A 17,812-nucleotide genomic window follows, 5' to 3' on the forward strand; every position below is an offset into this window, starting at 1 on the left:
GTCCCTTGACGCCGAACCGGCAATCGCTAGATTTAGAACAGTTCTAAAGTGGTATTTCCCGGTCATGATCCAACGTTTCTTTTCCTCCGCCCGACGCGATTTCAAATCCTTGAGCGAGCAGGAGATTCTCGCGCTTGCCATATCCTCCGAGGAGGATGACGCGCGCATCTATCTCGCCTATGCCGACGGTTTGCGCGACTCCTATCCGAACTCGGCCAAGGTCTTCGAGGAAATGGCGGAGGAGGAGAGCACGCACCGGGCACGGCTGATCGATCTGCACAAGAAGCGATTCGGCGACCGCATTCCGCTGATCCGGCGCGAGCATGTGCGCGGCTACTACGAACGCAAGCCGGACTGGCTGGTGCGCCCGCTGGGCCTCGAAAAGGTGCGCGCCCAGGCCGCCGAGATGGAAGCGCAGGCACACCGATTCTACCTGCGCGCGGCGCAGCAGTGCGAGGACGCGGACACGCGCAAGCTGCTCGGCGAACTGGCGCTCGCCGAGGCCGGGCACGAGGCGAAGGCCGAGGAGCTGGAGGCCAAGCACCTTCCGGACGACGTGCGCGAAGCCGAGGATTCCGCGGAACGCCGCCAGTTCATCCTCACCTATGTCCAGCCGGGCCTCGCCGGCCTGATGGACGGCTCGGTATCGACACTGGCGCCGATCTTCGCCACGGCCTTCGCGACAATGAATCCCTGGACCACCTTCCTCGTCGGTCTCGCCGCCTCGGTCGGTGCCGGCATCTCGATGGGCTTCACCGAAGTGGCATCGGATGACGGCGTCATTTCCGGGCGCGGTTCGCCGATCAAGCGCGGGCTGGCAACCGGCATCATGACCACGCTCGGGGGGCTCGGCCACGCCCTGCCCTACCTGATCCCGCATTTCTGGACCGCGACGATCATCGCCATGATCGTCGTCGTCATCGAGTTGTGGGCGATTGCCTGGATACAGAAACGGTGGATGGAAACGCCGTGGAACCGGGCGATCTTCCAGGTCGTGCTTGGCGGCGCGCTGGTATTCGCCGCCGGCATGCTGATCGGCAATGCCTGACGCGGTCACCGGAAACAAACCAAGTCCACGCGCAGGTGCACATTTTCTACCGCCGAATGCCACCAAAAACCCGAACCGCCGGGTTTCGTTCACGCAGGATTCACACAGTTGCGGTTAGAACCGAACCCATAGGGACGAGAGGCAAGAAACCTCCGTTACTCGGGAAACACGAGAATGGTCTATATCAAGGCACTCGAACACAGACTGCGCACCATCCGCAAATTCATCTGGCCTGACTACAGGCCGGAGCGGCACTACATGCGCGGACCGGGACCAGCCTGCGCACGGCGACAGGGCGAAACTTCCTTTTCGTAAGGCGCTTCGCCCGCCAATCACGGCGGTTTCGCAGCCCGGCAACATCCTCGTCACCAGCAGCCACCCGGCACATCCGTTCCGTGCTGCCACAGGAAGGACCGGCCAGCTGCATGATCACAGACCCGGACGGAAATCCGATCCTGCTCGATCAGCATGTGTAAGAAAATGCGGAAACGGGGGCGGCCAGCCCCCGACGGTCATTCTACCGAGCCAACGACCGTCCGGTCGGGCATCTCGATCGACACCCAGTGGCCTGCATGGCGCTCGGACTGGCGCTTCAGATAGGTGTAGGGCGTATCCTTCCACAGCATGACCTTGGAAGTCAGATTGTCGAGAACGAAATCGCCGCGCGTCGTGCGCACGGTCAGCACGGCATGCCCCTCGCCGTCCGGCTTGCGGACCACGGTAATCAGCAGCGCGGAGGGCGAGATGCCCTCGTTGATGAGAAGCTGGCGCTTGAGCAGGACATAATCCTCGCAATCGCCCGCCCGATCGGGATAGGTCCAGACCTCTTCCTTGCCATAGATATCGAGGTCGCTCTTCGGCTCGATCACCATGTTCACCGTGGCGTTCACGGTCAGGATGGTGTTCCAGGTCCCCGCATCGAGGCGAAGAGGCTCGGCTGAGCCCCCGATGCGATCGCACTCGTCGCGATAGACCCGGCAGAAATCATAGTGGCCAATCGGCTGCGAGGTGAGCCCGCCCGTGCGCATCGCTCCGGCGGCGCCGGCATTTATCGGCGAAACCGAGGCCATCACCGCGGCCATGGCAAAAGCCGACACGATTCTCAACACACCGGAACTCCCCACTACGCACTCCCACAAGGTTAACGAAAGGTTAACCGGCATCGGCGAACAGCACAACGGCGTTGCGGGCAAACCTCACAGTATGGTTACCGGCGAGAGCGGCCGCCGAATCGGGGAACGAAAAAGGGCGCCCTCTCGGACGCCCTTCCGGGAATGAATGTTCCGCCCCTCAGGCGGCCGGCATCCGGCTCTTCCCGCCGGCGGAGAAGCGCGAACGGGCACGCATGAAATCCAGTATGCGGGGGGCGATCTCCTTGCGGAAGCGCGATCCGTTGAAGACGCCATAGTGGCCGACCCGCGGCTGAACGTGGTGCATCTTCATCGCCTCGGGAATCGAGGTACACAGATCGTGGGCAGCCCTTGTCTGGCCGCGGCCGGTGATGTCGTCATTCTCGCCCTCGACGGTCAGCAGCGCAACGCGGCGGATCGCCGACGGATCGACCTTCTCCCCGCGATGCGTCATCGTTCCATTGGGCAGGGCGTGCCGGATGAAGACAGAATCCACGGTCTGGAGGTAGAACTCCGCCGTAAGATCCATGACGGCGAGATACTCGTCATAGAATTCGCGATGCTTCTCCGCCGAATCGCCGTCGTCGCGCACAAGGTGCATGAAGAAGTCCTTCTGCGCGATCAGGTGGCGGTCGAGATTCATGCTCATGAAGCCCGTGAGCTGCAAGAAGCCCGGATAGACATTGCGCATGAAGCCGGGATTGGGTAGCGGCACCTGCATGATGACATTGCGCTCGAACCAGTCGATGTCCTTTTCCTCGGCAAGGCGGTTGACCGCGGTCGGATTGCAGCGCGTGTCGATCGGCCCGCCCATCAGGGTCATGGACATCGGCACGTCGGGATCGTCGCGTCCCTCCATCACGGAGACGGCGGCGAGCACCGGGACCGAAGGCTGGCAGACGCCGACGATGTGCGTGTCGGGCCCGAGCAGATGCAGCATCTCGATGACGTAGTCGACATAGTCGTCGAGATCGAAACTGCCATCGGAAAGCGGCACCATGCGCGCATCGATCCAGTCGGTGATGTACACATCCGCTTCCGGCAGGAACCGCTCGACCGTGCCGCGCAAAAGGGTTGCGTAGTGGCCCGACATCGGCGCAACAAGAAGCACCTTCGGATCATCCGGGCGGGGCGTCTTCAGATCACGCCGGAAATGGATCAGGTTGCAGAACGGCTTCGACCAGACGATCTTCTCGTGCACGTCGACGGCCTCGCCGTCGATCTCGGTCTGCGCCAGCCCGAATGCGGGTTTGCCGTAACGGCGCGTCGAACGCTCGAACACCTCGCACCAGGCGGCCGCGGTACGGCCCATCGCGGTTTCCGACAGCGGGTTGAGCGGATTCCGGTAGAACAGGCGAACCGCGTCGGCTGCCGCCCGCCAGGGCTGCATCATCGCGTGGTTCATTTCGTAGAGCTGGTAGAACATTGCGTATCTGCCTTTCCGCCCGTCGCCGCGATACGGCGCGGACACGAGCCCACCAAAGGGGGCGGACGTTACCACGTTCATGATGCAACGCAACAAACCAGCGGAGGATTTGGCCGCCAGATCGTAGAAATACGGTATACAATCGGCGTTTTCCGCGCCGCCGACGCCCGGTCGGCATGCATCGCCCCCCGGGAAAAACGGAAAGTTCGGTCAAACGGCCCGGGTTGCCGGCGCGGCACAAGTCGCGTAGCCGGGCGCCGGCGCCGCCATCAGCCGTCGAAGCCTTCGACCACCACCAGTTCGCCGTCGGCAATCTCCTGCCGTATCTTGCGTGCGGCGACATAGGCCGGCGAATTGTAGCAGGCCAGCGCCTTCTCGTAGGACTCGAACTCGATCACGACATTGCGCGGCCGGGCCTCGCCCTCTACCGCGTCGAACTTGCCGCCACGCACCAGAAATTTCGCGCCGTATTCCCTGTAGGCCGGCGTGGCTGTCGTGACATAGTCCTTGTAACGCTCGGGATCGTGCACCGTTATGCGGCCGATCCAGTATCCCTTGGCCATCGTTTCCTCCGTTCAAACAGCCGCCCGAAGGGCCGCTTCCATTTCATCCAGGATCGCCTGCGCGGCAGCTTTCGGATCGTCAGCCGCGACAATTGGCCTGGCGACAACGAGATGGCTCGCGCCGGCGCGGATCGCGTCGCCCGGCGTGACAACGCGCTTCTGGTCGCCGGCGGCGGCCCCGGCCGGCCGGATGCCCGGCGTGACAACGGCCATGCCCGGCCCCGCCATCGCGCGAACGGCGGCGGCCTCGGCCGCCGAACAGACGATGCCACCCATGCCGGCGTCACGCGCCTGCCGGGCGCGCCGCTCGACCAGCGCCGCTGCCGTATCGCGATAGCCCGCATCCGACAGGTCCGCATCGTCCATCGACGTCAGGACGGTGACACCCAGCAGGCAAAGATCCGAGCCCCTTGCGGCCCCGACGGCGGCGGCCATCGCCTTGGGATAGGCATGGATCGTCAGCATCGAGACGCCCATGTTCGCGATGTTCTCTACGCCCCGGGCAACCGTGTTGTCGATGTCGAGCAGCTTCATGTCGAGGAAGACCCGCTTGCCGGATGCGGCAAGATCGCGGGCAAATTCCAGTCCGCCGCCGAAAACGAGCTGGTATCCGATCTTGTAGAAGGAGACGGTATCGCCGAGCCGTTCGACCATGGCCTCGGCATCCGCCACATTCGGCAGGTCGAGTCCGACAATCAGGCGGTCTCTGGCGGCTGTCATCGGCATTCTCCCGGAATCATGGCATGCCATCACTTGGCACGGGCTACCGCCGACGGCAAGGGGCTCGGGCCGTCAGCGGCCACGACCGGGCGTGCAGTGGTCCAGCAGCGCCCGGCAGGCTTTCTCGAGATGCTTCGCCTCCCGCTCGTCGGACGGCATGCCGTCTTCGCCGAACGCCTTGTTCGCCCAGGATATCGCGCATTGCTGGCTGACCACCTGCGCACCGACATTCATGAGGACGGCCCGCAGGTGGTAGAGACCGCGGATGCCGCCCAGCTTGCCGTCCGAGGCCGAACCGAGGGCCACCGTCAGCCCGTCGAACGGCCTGACCGGGCCGGAGCCGTCGGACCTGACAAGGCTCACCCAGTCGATCGTGTTCTTCACCAGCGGCGGAATGGAAGCGTTGTACTCGGGACTGGCAAGGAAGAGCGCATCATGGGCGGCAAACAGCCGCGCCAGCCGAATCGCATTGGCGGGAACGCCCTTTTCCTTCTTCAGATCCTCGTCGACCAGCGGCAGCGGATAGTCGGCCAGCGCAATCATGGTGACCTCGGCTCCCTGCAGGGCCAGCACCTTGGCCGCCGCCTGGGCAAGCTGCCGGTTGAAGGAGCCCGAGCGGTTCGAGCCGGCGAATACAAGTACCCTGGGTATCATCGGCAATCCTGTCTGTTCCGGCACGGTCCTGCCCGAAAATGCGCTCCATGCGCAAGAGGCCGGCGAAAGGACGCCCGTTTTCCGGCGCGGTCAGGCCTTGCGGCGGTAGGTCCATACCCTCGCCGGCGGCATGTTGCGCAGGACCCAGGAGGAGCGGGCGACCGCGATCCCCGGATCGTCGACCGGAACCGGCTGCATCATGCCGTAGGAAAACTGCACGAAGGGCCGGCCGACGGGCAGCACGGACAGCGCCATCGCCAGCAGGCCACACCGTTTCTCGCGGGCGAAATTCAGCAGCGGGAGACCGGAAATGACGCAGTCGAACCGCCCCGGCGCCGCATCGCCCATTCGCTGTGCCAGCGTCGCCTCGAGGTCGAAGGCATCGCCCTGATGGAACCGCGCACCGGGAAACTTCTCGCGCAGAAGCCGGCAGAAGGATGCCGAATACTCTATGGCATGAAGGCGTTCCGGCGGCAGGCCGGAGGCGAGAATCGCCTGCGTGATCGCCCCCGTGCCGGGTCCGAGTTCCAGCACCGGCAATCCCGAGGACAGGTCGATATGGGAGGCCATCAGGCGCGCCGTTTCGGCCGATGTCGGGGCAATCGCCCCGATCGAGCGCGGCGCGCGAAGGACAGAACCCAGAAAGCGGACCTGGTCGGCAAACCGCGCCCTGACGACGGCCTTCCGCGCGATCTTCACGGGCGGCGCATGCAGGGCGGGCGGCTTGCCATCATTCGTCACTGCCGAAGAATTCCTTCATGCGCGAGAAGAAACCGTTCGATTGCGGATTGTTCTCCTTGGCCGAAATCTCCTCGAACTCCTGCAGAAGTTCGCGCTGCCGCTTGGACAGGTTCTGCGGCGTCTCGACCACGATCTGAATGTACAGATCCCCCATGGCGGCCTGGCGCAATACCGGCATGCCCTTGCCCTTCAGGCGGAACTGGCGGCCGGACTGGGTCCCTTCCGGAATCTTCACCCGGGTATAGGCCCCGTCCATTGTGGCCACCTCGAAATGACCACCAAGCGCGGCCTGGGTCATGGATATCGGCACCTTGCAGTAGAGATCGGCGCCGTCGCGCTGGAAGAACTCGTGCGGCTTCACCGAGACGAAGATGTAGAGATCGCCCGTGGGACCGCCTCGGAACCCGGCCTCGCCCTCGCCGGCCAGGCGTATGCGGGTGCCGTCCTCGATGCCGGCGGGAATGTTGACCGAAAGCGACCGCTCCTGAGTGACCCGACCTTCGCCGTGGCAGTTCTCGCAGGGATCCTGAATCGTCTGGCCGCGACCGTTGCAGGTCGGGCAGGTGCGCTCGATGGAGAAGAAGCCGGACGCCGCACGCACGCGGCCGGCACCGCCGCAGGTCGAACAGGTCGACGGACTGGAACCGGGCCGGGCGCCGCTGCCGGAGCAGACCTCGCAGATGACCGAAGAGGGCACGCGGATCTGCGCGGTCTTGCCCGTGTAGGCTTCCTCGAGCGTGATTTCCATGTTGTAGCGCAAATCCGCGCCACGTTCGCGGCCGCCTCCCCTGCGGGAACGCGCGCCACCCATCATCTCGCCGAAGATGTCCTCGAAGATGTCGGAGAATCCGGCCCCGCCGAAACCGCCGCCCATGCCGCCGCCCGGCCCCATGCCGCCGTTCTCGAAGGCGGCGTGGCCGAAACGGTCGTATGCCGCGCGCTTCTGCGGATCCTTGAGCGTCTCGTAAGCCTCGTTGACTTCCTTGAACCTGGCTTCCGCCTCGGGATCGCCCGGATTGCGGTCCGGATGATACTTCATCGCGAGCTTGCGATAGGCGCTCTTCAACGCCTTCTCGTCAGCACCGCGATCGACACCCAGCGTCTCGTAAAAATCGGCCTTGGCCATTGTCCGCCGCTATCCCCTCAACAGAATGTCCTCCCGCGCCGGGCGCGGGAGGGACCGGCTGTCGCCCGGATCAGGCAGACTTCTTCTGATCGTCATCGTCGTCGATTTCCTCGAAATCGGCGTCGACGACATCATCGTCCTTGGCCGCGTCGGCAGACGCATCCGCTTCCGCCGCGGCCTGCTCCTCGGCCTGCTGGGCCTCATACATGGCCTGGCCAAGCTTCATCGAGGCCTCGGCGAGCGCCTGGGTCTTGGTCGTGATCGCCTCGGCATCGAGGTTCTCCGCCTCGATCTCCGACTTGAGCGCAGCGACAGCGTCCTCGATGGCCTTCTTCTCGTCCTCGGTAACCTTGTCGCCGTAATCCTTTAGCGACTTCTCGGTCTGGTCGATCAGGCTCTCGGCCTGGTTCTTCGCCTCGACGGCCTCACGGCGCTTCTTGTCTTCCTCGGCATGAGCCTCGGCGTCCTTGACCATCTTCTCGATCTCGTCGTCGGACAGGCCGCCGGACGCCTGGATACGGATCTGGTGCTCCTTGCCGGTGCCCTTGTCCTTGGCCGAGACGTTGACGATACCGTTGGCGTCGATGTCGAAGGTGACCTCGATCTGTGGCACGCCGCGCGGCGCCGGCGGGATGCCGACAAGATCGAACTGGCCGAGCAGCTTGTTGTCGGCAGCCATCTCGCGCTCGCCCTGGAACACGCGGATCGTCACGGCGTTCTGGTTGTCCTCGGCCGTGGAGAAGACCTGGCTCTTCTTGGTCGGGATGGTCGTGTTGCGGTCGATCAGGCGGGTGAACACGCCACCGAGCGTTTCGATGCCGAGCGACAGCGGCGTCACGTCAAGCAGCAGAACGTCCTTGACGTCGCCCTGCAGGACACCGGCCTGGATGGCGGCGCCGAGCGCGACCACCTCGTCCGGGTTGACGCCCTTGTGCGGATCCTTTCCGAAGAACTGCTTCACAACTTCCTGGACCTTGGGCATGCGAGTCATGCCGCCGACGAGAACGACCTCGTCGATCTCGCCCGCCTTCATGCCGGCATCCTTGAGCGCGGCCTTCATCGGATCGATCGTGCGATTGACGAGATCCTCGACGAGGCTCTCGAACTTGGCGCGGGTCAGCTTCATCGCCAGGTGCTTCGGACCGGACGCGTCGGCGGTGATGAAGGGCAGGTTGATCTCGGTCTGCGAGGAGGACGACAGCTCGATCTTGGCCTTCTCGGCAGCTTCCTTGAGACGCTGCAGGGCCAGCTTGTCGTTCTTGAGGTCGATGCCCTGGTCCTTCTTGAACTCCGTCGCGAGGTAATCGACGAGGCGCATGTCGAAGTCCTCGCCGCCGAGGAAGGTGTCACCATTGGTCGACTTCACCTCGAAAACGCCATCGCCGATCTCGAGAATCGAGACGTCGAAGGTGCCGCCGCCAAGGTCATAGACGGCAATGGTCTTGCCCTCGGTCTTGTCGAGGCCGTAGGCGAGCGCGGCAGCCGTCGGCTCGTTGATGATGCGCAGGACCTCGAGACCGGCGATCTTGCCGGCATCCTTGGTCGCCTGGCGCTGGGCGTCGTTGAAGTAGGCCGGGACGGTGATGACCGCCTGCTCGACGGTCTCGCCCAGATAGGCCTCGGCGGTTTCCTTCATCTTCTGCAACACCATGGCCGAAATCTGCGACGGCGAGTATTTCTCGCCGGAGATCTCCACCCATGCGTCGCCATTGCCGCCCTCGACGATCTTGTAGGGAACAAGCTTCTTGTCCTTCTCGACCGTCGGATCGGAATAGCGCCGGCCGATCAGGCGCTTGACCGCGAAAAGCGTGCCTTCCGGGTTGGTGACCGCCTGGCGCTTGGCCGGCTGACCAACAAGGCGCTCGCCGTCGTCGGAAAACGCGACCATGGACGGCGTGGTGCGCGCGCCCTCGGAGTTTTCGATCACCTTGGCATCCTTGCCGTCCATGACGGCGACACAGGAGTTGGTGGTTCCAAGGTCGATCCCGATAACTTTTGCCATTTTTATAACCTCTCCTAAGCAGACCGCCCGGACCCGTTCCGGCATTCCTTCCAGCGGCCCCTGTTTGCGGGTTTGCAGCTCGCCACCGCAATCGGAGCGGCGACGTTGCGGCGTATATAAGAACCGGATTTTGCGCCTGCAAGACTGGCGAAGGGGCGAAAGACACCGCGCCGGGACAAATCCTCGAGGCTCCGTCAGCCTCGGACAAGGCGACTCCATCATCCTTCACGAATCGCCACAGCGGAGCGTGAAATCCGGCAAACCGATGACTGCTAGCCATCCATACGTCAACCAGGCACTGCAAGCGGCTGCGAGTCCGAGCGAATATGACGCGCTGTCCGGTGCGAAACAGGTCTGCCGCCGGATACTCGACAAGATACCGAAACACGGACGTGCGCCGGCGGCATTGCGCGCCCCGCAGCAACAAGGCAGCGAGGCGGCGCTGCCGCAGGAGGCCGACGAGGCAATCGACCTGTTCCGCCAGGGCCGGCTGGAAGAAGCGCGGGCGGAGGCTGCAAGCCTGGTCGCGCGATATCCACGCGCCGCGACGATGCACAATCTGCTCGGCTCCATCGAAGCAGGACTCGGTCATTCGCTGCGCGCCATCGGCAGTTTCCGGCGCGCAGTGGCGCTAATGCCGGAACTGCTGGAGCCGAAGCTGAACCTGGCCGAAGCGCTGGGCGAGGTCGGCCGCCAGGAGGAAGCCGCGGACATCCTGGCGCGCGCGACCCGCAGCCATCCGGACAGCGCCGATGCGCACGACCGGCTGGGCGCGGTGCTGCAAGCGCTCGGACGGCACGAGGCAGCTGCGGAAAGCCATCGCAAGGCCATCGACCTCAATCCCCGCTCGGCGCAGGCGCATATCAACCTCGGCCGCGCCCTGTCCGCGCTCGGAAAGGTTGAGGAAGCCACGCGCCAATTCGCCAAGGCGGCGCGGCTCGAATCGGATTCAGGCCAGGCCTTCTCCTGCCTCGGCGCGGGCCTGACCGGACTCGGACGCCCGAGGGACGGGATCAAGGCCTGCCACCGGGCAATCGAGCTCAGCCCCGGAAACGCACAGGCCTATGTCGACCTGGCCGAGGGGCTCGAAGGTGTCGGCGAGATTGAATCCGCGCGCCAATGCCTCGAAAGGGCGCTGGCGCTGAAACCCGACCATGCCGGGGCCCATAGCGCGCTCTGCGGCCTGCACCGGCGGGCAGGTGATGAAGACGGTTTCCGCGCCGCCCTGGAGAAGGCACGCCGCCAGTGCGGCGAGGACGATCCGCGTATCCGCTTCCGGATCGCACAGCTCGCCGAGACCGAGGATGCCCCCCTGGCAGCCCGCAGAATCGCCGAAGGAATCCCCGACGGCAGACTTCCCGCGATCATGGAAGCGAGCCGGCTGATGCTGCTCGGCCGCGTCATGGACCGGCAGGGCGATCACGCGCAGGCGTTCGAACTCGCCCGTCGGGCCAACGATTCGCTCGGAGCGACCCCGCTGGCGCGCAATCTCGACCCGGCAGCCTTCCTGCGAGACATCGAATCCCTGACGGCATCCTTTGCCGGGTTCACCGAGAAGCCCTGGCAGGACCCGCCGGATGCACCGTCGGACGCCCCCGTATTCCTGGTCGGCCCGCCCGGCACGGGTGGCGGCTTCATCGACGCCGTGCTCGCCGATCATCCTTCCATCACCGTGGTGGAGGAAAAGCCGATGGTTGCGCGCATGCGAGCGCTGATCGACGGCCCGGCCGACTGCGAAAGGCTGGAAGCCCTTTCGCCAAGCGAACTGGAAGCGATGCGGCACGCCTATTACGGAGAGCTGAACCGCCATGCCGGTTCGGGCAACGCCGGCGCAGTCATCGTCGACAAGCTGCCGCTGAACATCATCCATGCCGGACTGATCAGCCGGGTCTTCCCGTCGGCAAAATTCCTGTTCGCCGCACAGCACCCGTGCAACAGCGTGCTTGCCTGCTACATGGACGATCCTTCCCTCGACGCGGTGACGGCGAACTTCCTCGATCTCGAGACCGGCGCCACGTTCTACGACCGGGTGATGCGACTGTGGTCGACATACCGGCAAATGCTGCATCTCGACGTCCATGTCCTCTCCTGCGAGGCGCCGCCGGCGGACCGTCGACAGACCGTGCGGGCGATGCTGCAGTTCCTCGACCTCGATCCTTCCTACCTGCTGATCGAGCGCGGAACGACACGGCCCGGCTGGTGGGAGAACTATCGCGAACAGCTCGAGCCAGTCCTGCCGTTGCTTGAGTCCTGGGCACGGCACCCCGCCTGAGGCCGGATCCCGACCGACGTCGGGAGCCCCGGCATGCCGCCGAATGGCGTGCAGCAATGCCTGCCACTGTTGCAATTCGAGAGGGGACAGGATCAGATCGGTCTTTCCCGTGACCGATCCCGGATAGATACGTCCCGAACCGATGAACGCCACCGCCCTTTCCGTAGACCAGGCATTGCGCAAGGCCAAATCGCTTGCCCGAAAGGGTGCGATGGACGAGGCCGAGGCGCTGCTGCGCCAAATGCTCGCACGGTTTCCCGACAACAGGCGACTGCAGGAGAGCATGCGGACGCTGGCACTCCCGCCGGGCGCCAGAAGGAACGGCAGGCCGTTGCCGCCCGACAAGGCGAACGCGCTTCTGGCTCTTTTCCGGCAGCGCCGGATCCGCGAGGCACTTGCGCTGGCCCGGTCCCTGCTCGCCCGACATCCGCAGGTCGCACTCCTGCACAGTGTGGAAGCCGCGTGCCTCGCCGAATCCGGCCAGACCGATGCCGCGCTTGCGAGCTACCGGCGCGCCATTGCGCTCGCCCCGGAAGCCGTCGACATGCGCAACAACATGGCCCGCCTCCTGATGGCAATGAAACGCAACAGGGAGGCGCTGGAGCAGCTGGACGCCGTGCTGGAACGACAGCCCGACAACCTGGAGGCGCTGAACAACATGGGGGCCGTCCTGACTGTGCTCGGACGATCGCAGGAGGCCATCGCGCCGCTGGAGAGGGCGCTTGCGCTCAAGCCGGATTTCCCGGACGCCCTGGCCAATCGCGGCAACGCGCTGAACCATGTCGGCCGACGCGAGGAAGCGATTGCCGACCTCGAAAAGGTCGTGGCACTGCAACCCGGCAATGCCGCGGCACACCGCAGCCTGAGCGCCGTGAAAACCTACGAGTCCGGCGATCCGCAAATCGCGCAGATGGAGGCACTGCTGGCCGCCGCCGGCCCCGCCGAACGAAGGCACCTGCATCTCGCGCTCGCCAAGGCCCATGACGACCTCAGGGACGTGGACAAGGCCTTCGGGCACCTGCAAGCCGGAAACGCGCTTTGGCGCCAGTCCCACGGCGATCCGATGGAACGGCACCGCAAGGTCTTCGCGCAAATCCGATCCATGTTCGAAGACGGCATACCCGAGCCGATCTCCCCGGCAACGACCGGGAAACGGCCGATCTTCGTGCTCGGCATGCCGCGATCGGGAACATCCCTGGTCGAGCAGATCCTGGCCAGCCATCCGGAAGTCCATGGCGGCGGCGAGCTTTCGGCGCTACGCCAGGCCGTGATGCCGGCGCTCGGTGAAGAAACGCCGACACCGGAGATGCTGCAGGACATACGCCGACGCTACCTCGGGGAAATCGAAACGCTGGGCACCGACCGACCGGTTGTGACAGACAAGATGCCGGCCAATTTCCGGTGGATCGGATTTATCGCGGCGGCGTTGCCGGAAGCGACAATCATCCACACGACCCGGGACCCGGTTGCCGTCGGTTGGTCCATTTTCAGAACCTTCTTCCCTGCGGGCGGCATGGAATACAGCTTCGACCTCGGCGACATAGCGGCCTATACCAGATTCCACGACGAGATGATGGCCTTCTGGGCCGACCGGTTGCCCGGGCGCATCCACGAGATCAACTACGAGCGACTGACCGAAGACCAGGAAGGCGAAACCCGCCGGCTGCTGGAACTGTGCGGGCTGGAATGGAACCCGCGCTGCCTCGAGTTTCACCGGACGGAACGGGTCGTCACGACCGCCAGCGCGGGTCAGGTGCGCAGGAAGATGTATGGCGGCAGCTCGCAGGCCTGGCGGAAATACGAAAAGCATCTCCGGCCGCTGGTCGCCGCACTTCAATAGGACCTAGCGCCCCATCAGGATGTCCATCACCGTCTTGCCTCCTTCGCCGGATGCCTCGCCGACGCCAACCCTGGGACGCGGACCGGCCGTGGAAGAGGTAACGGTGCGGTCGCGTTTCGGCGGGGCAAAATCGCGCGCGACGGGAACCGGCCGGCCGCCATCGCCGGCTCCGGCAGTCGAGAGGGCGGGCGCCGGACGGGGCGCCGGCACGTTCCGCGGGCGGGCGACAGGCGTGGCAATGCGGGGCATGTGTCCAGGCAGTCTCGCAACGGGCACGCCCTGGTGCGCCCTGACCATGAAGGCGCGCCATGCCTTCGCGGGCAGGGAGCCGCCGGTGACCTTGTCGGTCGGCGAGCCGTCGTCATTGCCGAACCAGACACCGGTTGTCAGATTTGCAGTGTAGCCGATGAACCATGCATCCCGCGATCTCTGGCTCGTGCCGGTCTTGCCGGCGGCCGGATGATCAAACGCCGCCGCACGGGCCGTGCCCTCGGTCAGCGTCTTCGCCATCATGGAATTCATCATGCCGGCAACTTCGGGAGAAATTGCGCGGCTCATGTTGTCGGCGGTGTGCTCGTAGAGCACCTTCCCGTCCAGCGTCGTCACGCGCCTGATGATGTAGGGTTCCGCGCGGTAGCCGCCATTGGCAAACGGGACATAGGCCGAAGTCAGCTCCATCAGCGTAACCTCCGACGTGCCGAGAGCAAGGGAGGCATTCGGTTCAAGAGCGGACCTGATGCCCAGGCGATGTGCGGTTTCTACAACCTTTTCCGCACCCGTTTCCATGATGAGCTGCGCCGCCACCGAATTGAGAGACTTTGCCAGCGCCGTCTCCAGCGTCACCCGACCATAGTACTTTCCACCGTAGTTTTCCGGCGTCCACTTGCCGATCTTCACGGGCGCGTCGTTGCGCACGGACTGCGGCGTGCGCCCCTGTTCGAGCGCCGCGACATAGACGAAGGGCTTGAAGGCCGAGCCAGGCTGGCGCTTCGCCTCGGTGGAACGGTCGAACTGGGAATTGGCGTAGTCGTAGCCGCCCACCATGGCACGCACCGCACCGGTGTTGTCGATGGAGACCAGCGCGCCCTGGCTGACATTCTTTTTCCTTCCCTCCTGCGCAATCAGGTCGCGAATGGCATTCTCTGCGAATTTTTGCAGCACGAGATCGACAGTGGTATCGACGATGACATCCTGGCGGACCTCGCCAATCAGCGAGGGCAACTCCTCCATCACGGCGTCAGCGACATAGTTCTCCGATCCCGTCCAGTAGGCAGCGGCACGAGTGGTGGGGCGAGAGATCGCGGCCGTCATCTCGCGATCGGAGACGAGGCCCTGATCGCGCATGGCGGCAAGAACAACCTGGGCGCGTTCCTCGGCAAGGTGCGGGTTGCGTGCCGGAGACAGGCGCGAGGGCGCCTTGAGAAGACCGGCCAGAAGTGCCGCCTCGGATAGCGAGACATCGCGAGCACTCTTGTTGAAATAGCGCCGCGCGGCAGCCTCGACACCGTAGGAACCGGATCCGAAATAGACCCGGTTTAGGTACATCTCCAGGATCTGGTTCTTGGTGTACTTGTGCTCAAGCCATAGCGCGAGCAACACCTCCTGCACCTTGCGGCCGACCGTGCGGTCCGGTGAGAGGAACAGATTCTTCGCCAATTGCTGGGTAATCGTGGATCCGCCCTGCACCAGCCGGCCCGCCATGAGATTTGCAGCCATTGCGCGGGCGAGGCCGACGGGATCGAGGCCGAAATGGCCGTAAAAGCGGCGGTCCTCGATGGCGATCACGGCCTGCGGGATCCATGGCGACATCTCGTGGATGCCCAGCGCCTCGCCGCCGGTGGCGCCGCGATTGGCGATCAGCGAGCCGTCGACGGCGACGATCTTGACGTTGGGCGGCCGGTCGGGAACCGCCCAGGTGGTGGCCGACGGCAGCTGCGCGCCGTACCAGGCAATGACGCCGGCAACGGCAACACCGCCCCAGATGCCGAGAACGAAGCTCCAGTAGACGAGACCGCCGAGCAGCCCGACCCAGCGACGGCCGGAACGGCGGCCGCGGGCCGTCTTCCGCTTCGGCTTGCGGGCCGATGACGCCTTGCGTTTCGTGGCGGTCTGCTTCTTCGCCGCCGGCTTGCGGCGGCGCGGCGGCGCGGCACGGTCGTCGTCGCTGACGCGAAGATCCGATCCGCGGCGTGCACGCGGCGCGTCGTCCAGGCGCGGCTCGACGCGTTTTCTCGGTTTCTTTCGGCTGGCCATGTGCGGGTCCGGTCCGTTACGCGATACTTCGGCGGCTCATGCACAGTAATTGCGGCAATTTAAGGCGCCGTTAACAGGCGGTGAACGCGGAAGGGCAACTTGTAAAGAACCGGCCCGCACACGCGGACGCCGCCCCCCGGGAACACCGGGAGCGCGGTCACCGCCGAGAACGGCCGGACCCGGCCGGCCAGACTATCGTGCGGCCAGTGCCGCCATGATGCGCGCCCAGGAACGCTGGCCCTTGTGGTAGGATTTCAGCGCATATTTCTCGTTCGGCGAGTGGATGCGGTCATCGGCAAGACCGAAGCCGACAAGGACCGAATCCATGCCGAGCAGGTCCTGGAAATCGCCGACGACGGGGATCGAGCCGCCCATGCCGATCATGACGGCCGGATTCGGCCACTCGTCGGACAGCGCCTGTTTCGCCTTCTGCAGGACCGGCGAATCGTAGGGCAGCTGTATGCCCGGGGAACCGCCGTGCTCCTCGAAGGAAACCTTGCAGTCGGCAGGGATGCGCGCCCTGACGAAATCGCGGAAATTCCTGCGGATCGCCTCGGGATCCTGCTTGCCGACCAGGCGGAAGGAGACCTTCGCCGAGGCCTTCGCCGGGATGACCGTCTTGAAGCCTTCGCCGGTGTAGCCGCCGACAACGCCGTTGACCTCCGCCGTCGGGCGGGCCCAGGTCAGTTCCAGGACGGATCGGCCCTTCTCTCCGGACGGGATGGACAGGCCGACCTCGCCGAGGAACTTCTCCGCCGTCAGGCCGAGGCTCTCCCACTGTTTCAGCACGTCGGCCGGCGTCTCCTCGACGCCATCGTAGAAATGCGGAATCGTGACCGCGCCGTTCTCGTCATGGAGATCGGCCAGAGCCCTGGCGAGGATGTGAATCGGGTTGGCCGCCGCACCGCCGAAATAGCCGGAATGCAGGTCGCGGTCCGCCGCCTCGACGGTAACCTCCTCGCCTACAAGGCCGCGCAGGCCGGTCGAGATGGCCGGCGTGTCGGCGTCCCACATGCCGGTATCGCAGACAAGGGCGAAATCGGCCTTGAGCTCCTCGGCATTGGCCCGGAGGAACGGCTTGAGCGACGGCGAACCGGATTCCTCCTCGCCCTCGAACAGGATGGTGACGCGGCAGGGCAGTTCGCCGTAAACCTCCTTCCAGGCGCGGCAGGCCTCGACGAAGGTCATGAGCTGGCCCTTGTCGTCGGCAGTGCCCCGGCCGGTGATGATCTTGGAACCGTCCGGCCCGTCCTTGACCTTCGGATCGAAGGGATCGCTCTCCCACTCATCAAGGGGATCGACCGGCTGGACGTCATAGTGGCCGTAGAACAGCACATGCGGCGCGTCGGGCGAAGGCCCGTCGTGATGCGCGACTACCATCGGATGACCCGGAGTATCGCGCAGGGAGGCGTCGAAGCCGAGCAGGTCAAGCTGCGCGACCAGCCACTCCGCCGCCTTGCGGCAGTCGCCGGCATAGGCCGGGTCGGTCGAGATGGAGGGAATGCGCACCAGTTCGAAGACGCGCACCAGGCTGTCGGCCAGATTTTCGTCGATCCGCTCGAGGACCGGCGCGAGGCCGCCATTGACGTTCTGCATGAGTAGACTCCGTTCGAAACCGGAATCGATATCTGCGCGCGAAACGCAACGATGTCAAAGGGATGCGCGGCAGAAAACAAAACCGCCGCATGGCGGACCATGCGGCGGAAACTCGAAAAGGTTCAAAAAGTGGCAGCCCGGAGAGGGGGATTAGGCTGCCACCTGTCCGGATCGGCGGGGGACGGGCCTTAGCCGGACATCGGCGCAATATGCCGATTAACGATTTGTCCCACATGAGTGTGGCATAAAAGGGGCAATTTGCACGTTGTGCGGCACCTGTTAACTTTACGTCATGCAGGACCGGGCAAGGCTGGCGTAAAAGGCAAGGCCGGGCATCTCCATGTTCCGTCCGCCGGGCACCGTTTCCACCCTGGCCGAGTCGTTACAGCGTGCAAGACAATGTGAGCGCGTGTATCAGTCATCGCACTTGTAGAAATCAAT

General features: G+C 64.7%; 13 protein-coding genes. 3 read left to right on the forward strand and 10 right to left on the reverse strand.

Going from position 1 to position 17,812, the window contains the following annotated elements:
• Positions 1 to 64 precede the first annotated feature (64 nt).
• On the forward strand, positions 65 to 1,048 hold the full coding sequence (mbfA, locus tag HTY61_RS14060) for an iron exporter MbfA (protein ID WP_175277389.1): 984 nt from the start codon (positions 65 to 67) through the stop codon (positions 1,046 to 1,048).
• Positions 1,049 to 1,560: 512 nt separating this feature from the next.
• On the opposite strand, the gene HTY61_RS14065 is transcribed toward mbfA, so the two are convergent.
• From HTY61_RS14065 to dnaK, 8 genes are all read right to left on the reverse strand, one after another.
• Positions 1,561 to 2,211 (reverse strand): transglutaminase-like cysteine peptidase, encoded by a 651-nt coding sequence (locus HTY61_RS14065; RefSeq protein WP_175277390.1) that lies wholly within the window; start codon positions 2,209 to 2,211, stop codon positions 1,561 to 1,563.
• A 127-nt stretch (positions 2,212 to 2,338) separates the two neighbouring features.
• Positions 2,339 to 3,604, reverse strand: a complete 1,266-nt coding sequence (locus tag HTY61_RS14070) for a polyhydroxyalkanoate depolymerase (RefSeq protein WP_175277391.1) — start codon at positions 3,602 to 3,604, stop codon at positions 2,339 to 2,341.
• Between the two features lie 269 nt (positions 3,605 to 3,873).
• Entirely contained in the window at positions 3,874 to 4,167 is a 294-nt protein-coding gene (locus tag HTY61_RS14075; protein WP_175277392.1) for a DUF1330 domain-containing protein, read from the reverse strand.
• A gap of 12 nt (positions 4,168 to 4,179) precedes the next feature.
• Positions 4,180 to 4,893, reverse strand: coding sequence for an orotidine-5'-phosphate decarboxylase (gene pyrF, locus HTY61_RS14080; RefSeq protein WP_175277393.1), 714 nt, complete (start codon positions 4,891 to 4,893; stop codon positions 4,180 to 4,182).
• A 66-nt stretch (positions 4,894 to 4,959) separates the two neighbouring features.
• Positions 4,960 to 5,541: an NADPH-dependent FMN reductase gene (locus tag HTY61_RS14085; protein WP_175277394.1), complete on the reverse strand. Its 582-nt coding sequence runs from the start codon at positions 5,539 to 5,541 to the stop codon at positions 4,960 to 4,962.
• Positions 5,542 to 5,631: 90 nt separating this feature from the next.
• Positions 5,632 to 6,282 (reverse strand): class I SAM-dependent methyltransferase, encoded by a 651-nt coding sequence (locus HTY61_RS14090; RefSeq protein WP_428978265.1) that lies wholly within the window; start codon positions 6,280 to 6,282, stop codon positions 5,632 to 5,634.
• Complete coding sequence (gene dnaJ / locus HTY61_RS14095) at positions 6,272 to 7,408, reverse strand: molecular chaperone DnaJ (RefSeq protein ID WP_175277395.1); 1,137 nt, start codon at positions 7,406 to 7,408, stop codon at positions 6,272 to 6,274. The genes HTY61_RS14090 and dnaJ overlap by 11 nt, the downstream gene beginning before the upstream one ends.
• Positions 7,409 to 7,478: 70 nt before the next feature.
• Entirely contained in the window at positions 7,479 to 9,410 is a 1,932-nt protein-coding gene (gene dnaK, locus HTY61_RS14100) for a molecular chaperone DnaK (RefSeq protein ID WP_175277396.1), read from the reverse strand.
• 265 nt (positions 9,411 to 9,675) lie between these two features.
• Here dnaK and HTY61_RS14105 point away from each other — a divergent pair, with 265 nt between their 5' ends.
• Positions 9,676 to 11,682 (forward strand): tetratricopeptide repeat-containing sulfotransferase family protein, encoded by a 2,007-nt coding sequence (locus HTY61_RS14105; protein WP_175277397.1) that lies wholly within the window; start codon positions 9,676 to 9,678, stop codon positions 11,680 to 11,682.
• A 142-nt stretch (positions 11,683 to 11,824) separates the two neighbouring features.
• Complete coding sequence (locus HTY61_RS14110; protein WP_175277398.1) at positions 11,825 to 13,522, forward strand: tetratricopeptide repeat-containing sulfotransferase family protein; 1,698 nt, start codon at positions 11,825 to 11,827, stop codon at positions 13,520 to 13,522.
• Between the two features lie 3 nt (positions 13,523 to 13,525).
• Here the strand turns inward: HTY61_RS14110 and HTY61_RS14115 are convergent, their stop codons facing one another.
• A complete protein-coding gene (locus tag HTY61_RS14115; protein WP_175277399.1) occupies positions 13,526 to 15,775 on the reverse strand; it encodes a transglycosylase domain-containing protein in 2,250 nt (749 codons plus the stop codon).
• 192 nt (positions 15,776 to 15,967) lie between these two features.
• Positions 15,968 to 17,371: a M20/M25/M40 family metallo-hydrolase gene (locus HTY61_RS14120; protein ID WP_175277400.1), complete on the reverse strand. Its 1,404-nt coding sequence runs from the start codon at positions 17,369 to 17,371 to the stop codon at positions 15,968 to 15,970.
• Positions 17,372 to 17,812 lie beyond the last annotated feature (441 nt).

Origin of the sequence: Oricola thermophila (genome assembly GCF_013358405.1) — a bacterium.
GTDB classification, from domain to species: Bacteria; Pseudomonadota; Alphaproteobacteria; order Rhizobiales; family Rhizobiaceae; genus Oricola; species Oricola thermophila.

Bases quoted from the DNA above. Each gene is read 5' to 3' on its own strand.
- mbfA (WP_175277389.1), top strand. From the start codon at position 65: ATGATCCAACGTTTCTTTTCCTCCGCCCGACGCGATTTCAAATCCTTG.
- HTY61_RS14065 (WP_175277390.1), bottom strand. From the start codon at position 2,211: ATGCCGGTTAACCTTTCGTTAACCTTGTGGGAGTGCGTAGTGGGGAGT.
- HTY61_RS14070 (WP_175277391.1), bottom strand. From the start codon at position 3,604: ATGTTCTACCAGCTCTACGAAATGAACCACGCGATGATGCAGCCCTGG.
- HTY61_RS14075 (WP_175277392.1), bottom strand. From the start codon at position 4,167: ATGGCCAAGGGATACTGGATCGGCCGCATAACGGTGCACGATCCCGAG.
- pyrF (WP_175277393.1), bottom strand. From the start codon at position 4,893: ATGCCGATGACAGCCGCCAGAGACCGCCTGATTGTCGGACTCGACCTG.
- HTY61_RS14085 (WP_175277394.1), bottom strand. From the start codon at position 5,541: ATGATACCCAGGGTACTTGTATTCGCCGGCTCGAACCGCTCGGGCTCC.
- dnaJ (WP_175277395.1), bottom strand. From the start codon at position 7,408: ATGGCCAAGGCCGATTTTTACGAGACGCTGGGTGTCGATCGCGGTGCT.
- dnaK (WP_175277396.1), bottom strand. From the start codon at position 9,410: ATGGCAAAAGTTATCGGGATCGACCTTGGAACCACCAACTCCTGTGTC.
- HTY61_RS14105 (WP_175277397.1), top strand. From the start codon at position 9,676: ATGACTGCTAGCCATCCATACGTCAACCAGGCACTGCAAGCGGCTGCG.
- HTY61_RS14110 (WP_175277398.1), top strand. From the start codon at position 11,825: ATGAACGCCACCGCCCTTTCCGTAGACCAGGCATTGCGCAAGGCCAAA.
- HTY61_RS14115 (WP_175277399.1), bottom strand. From the start codon at position 15,775: ATGGCCAGCCGAAAGAAACCGAGAAAACGCGTCGAGCCGCGCCTGGAC.
- HTY61_RS14120 (WP_175277400.1), bottom strand. From the start codon at position 17,371: ATGCAGAACGTCAATGGCGGCCTCGCGCCGGTCCTCGAGCGGATCGAC.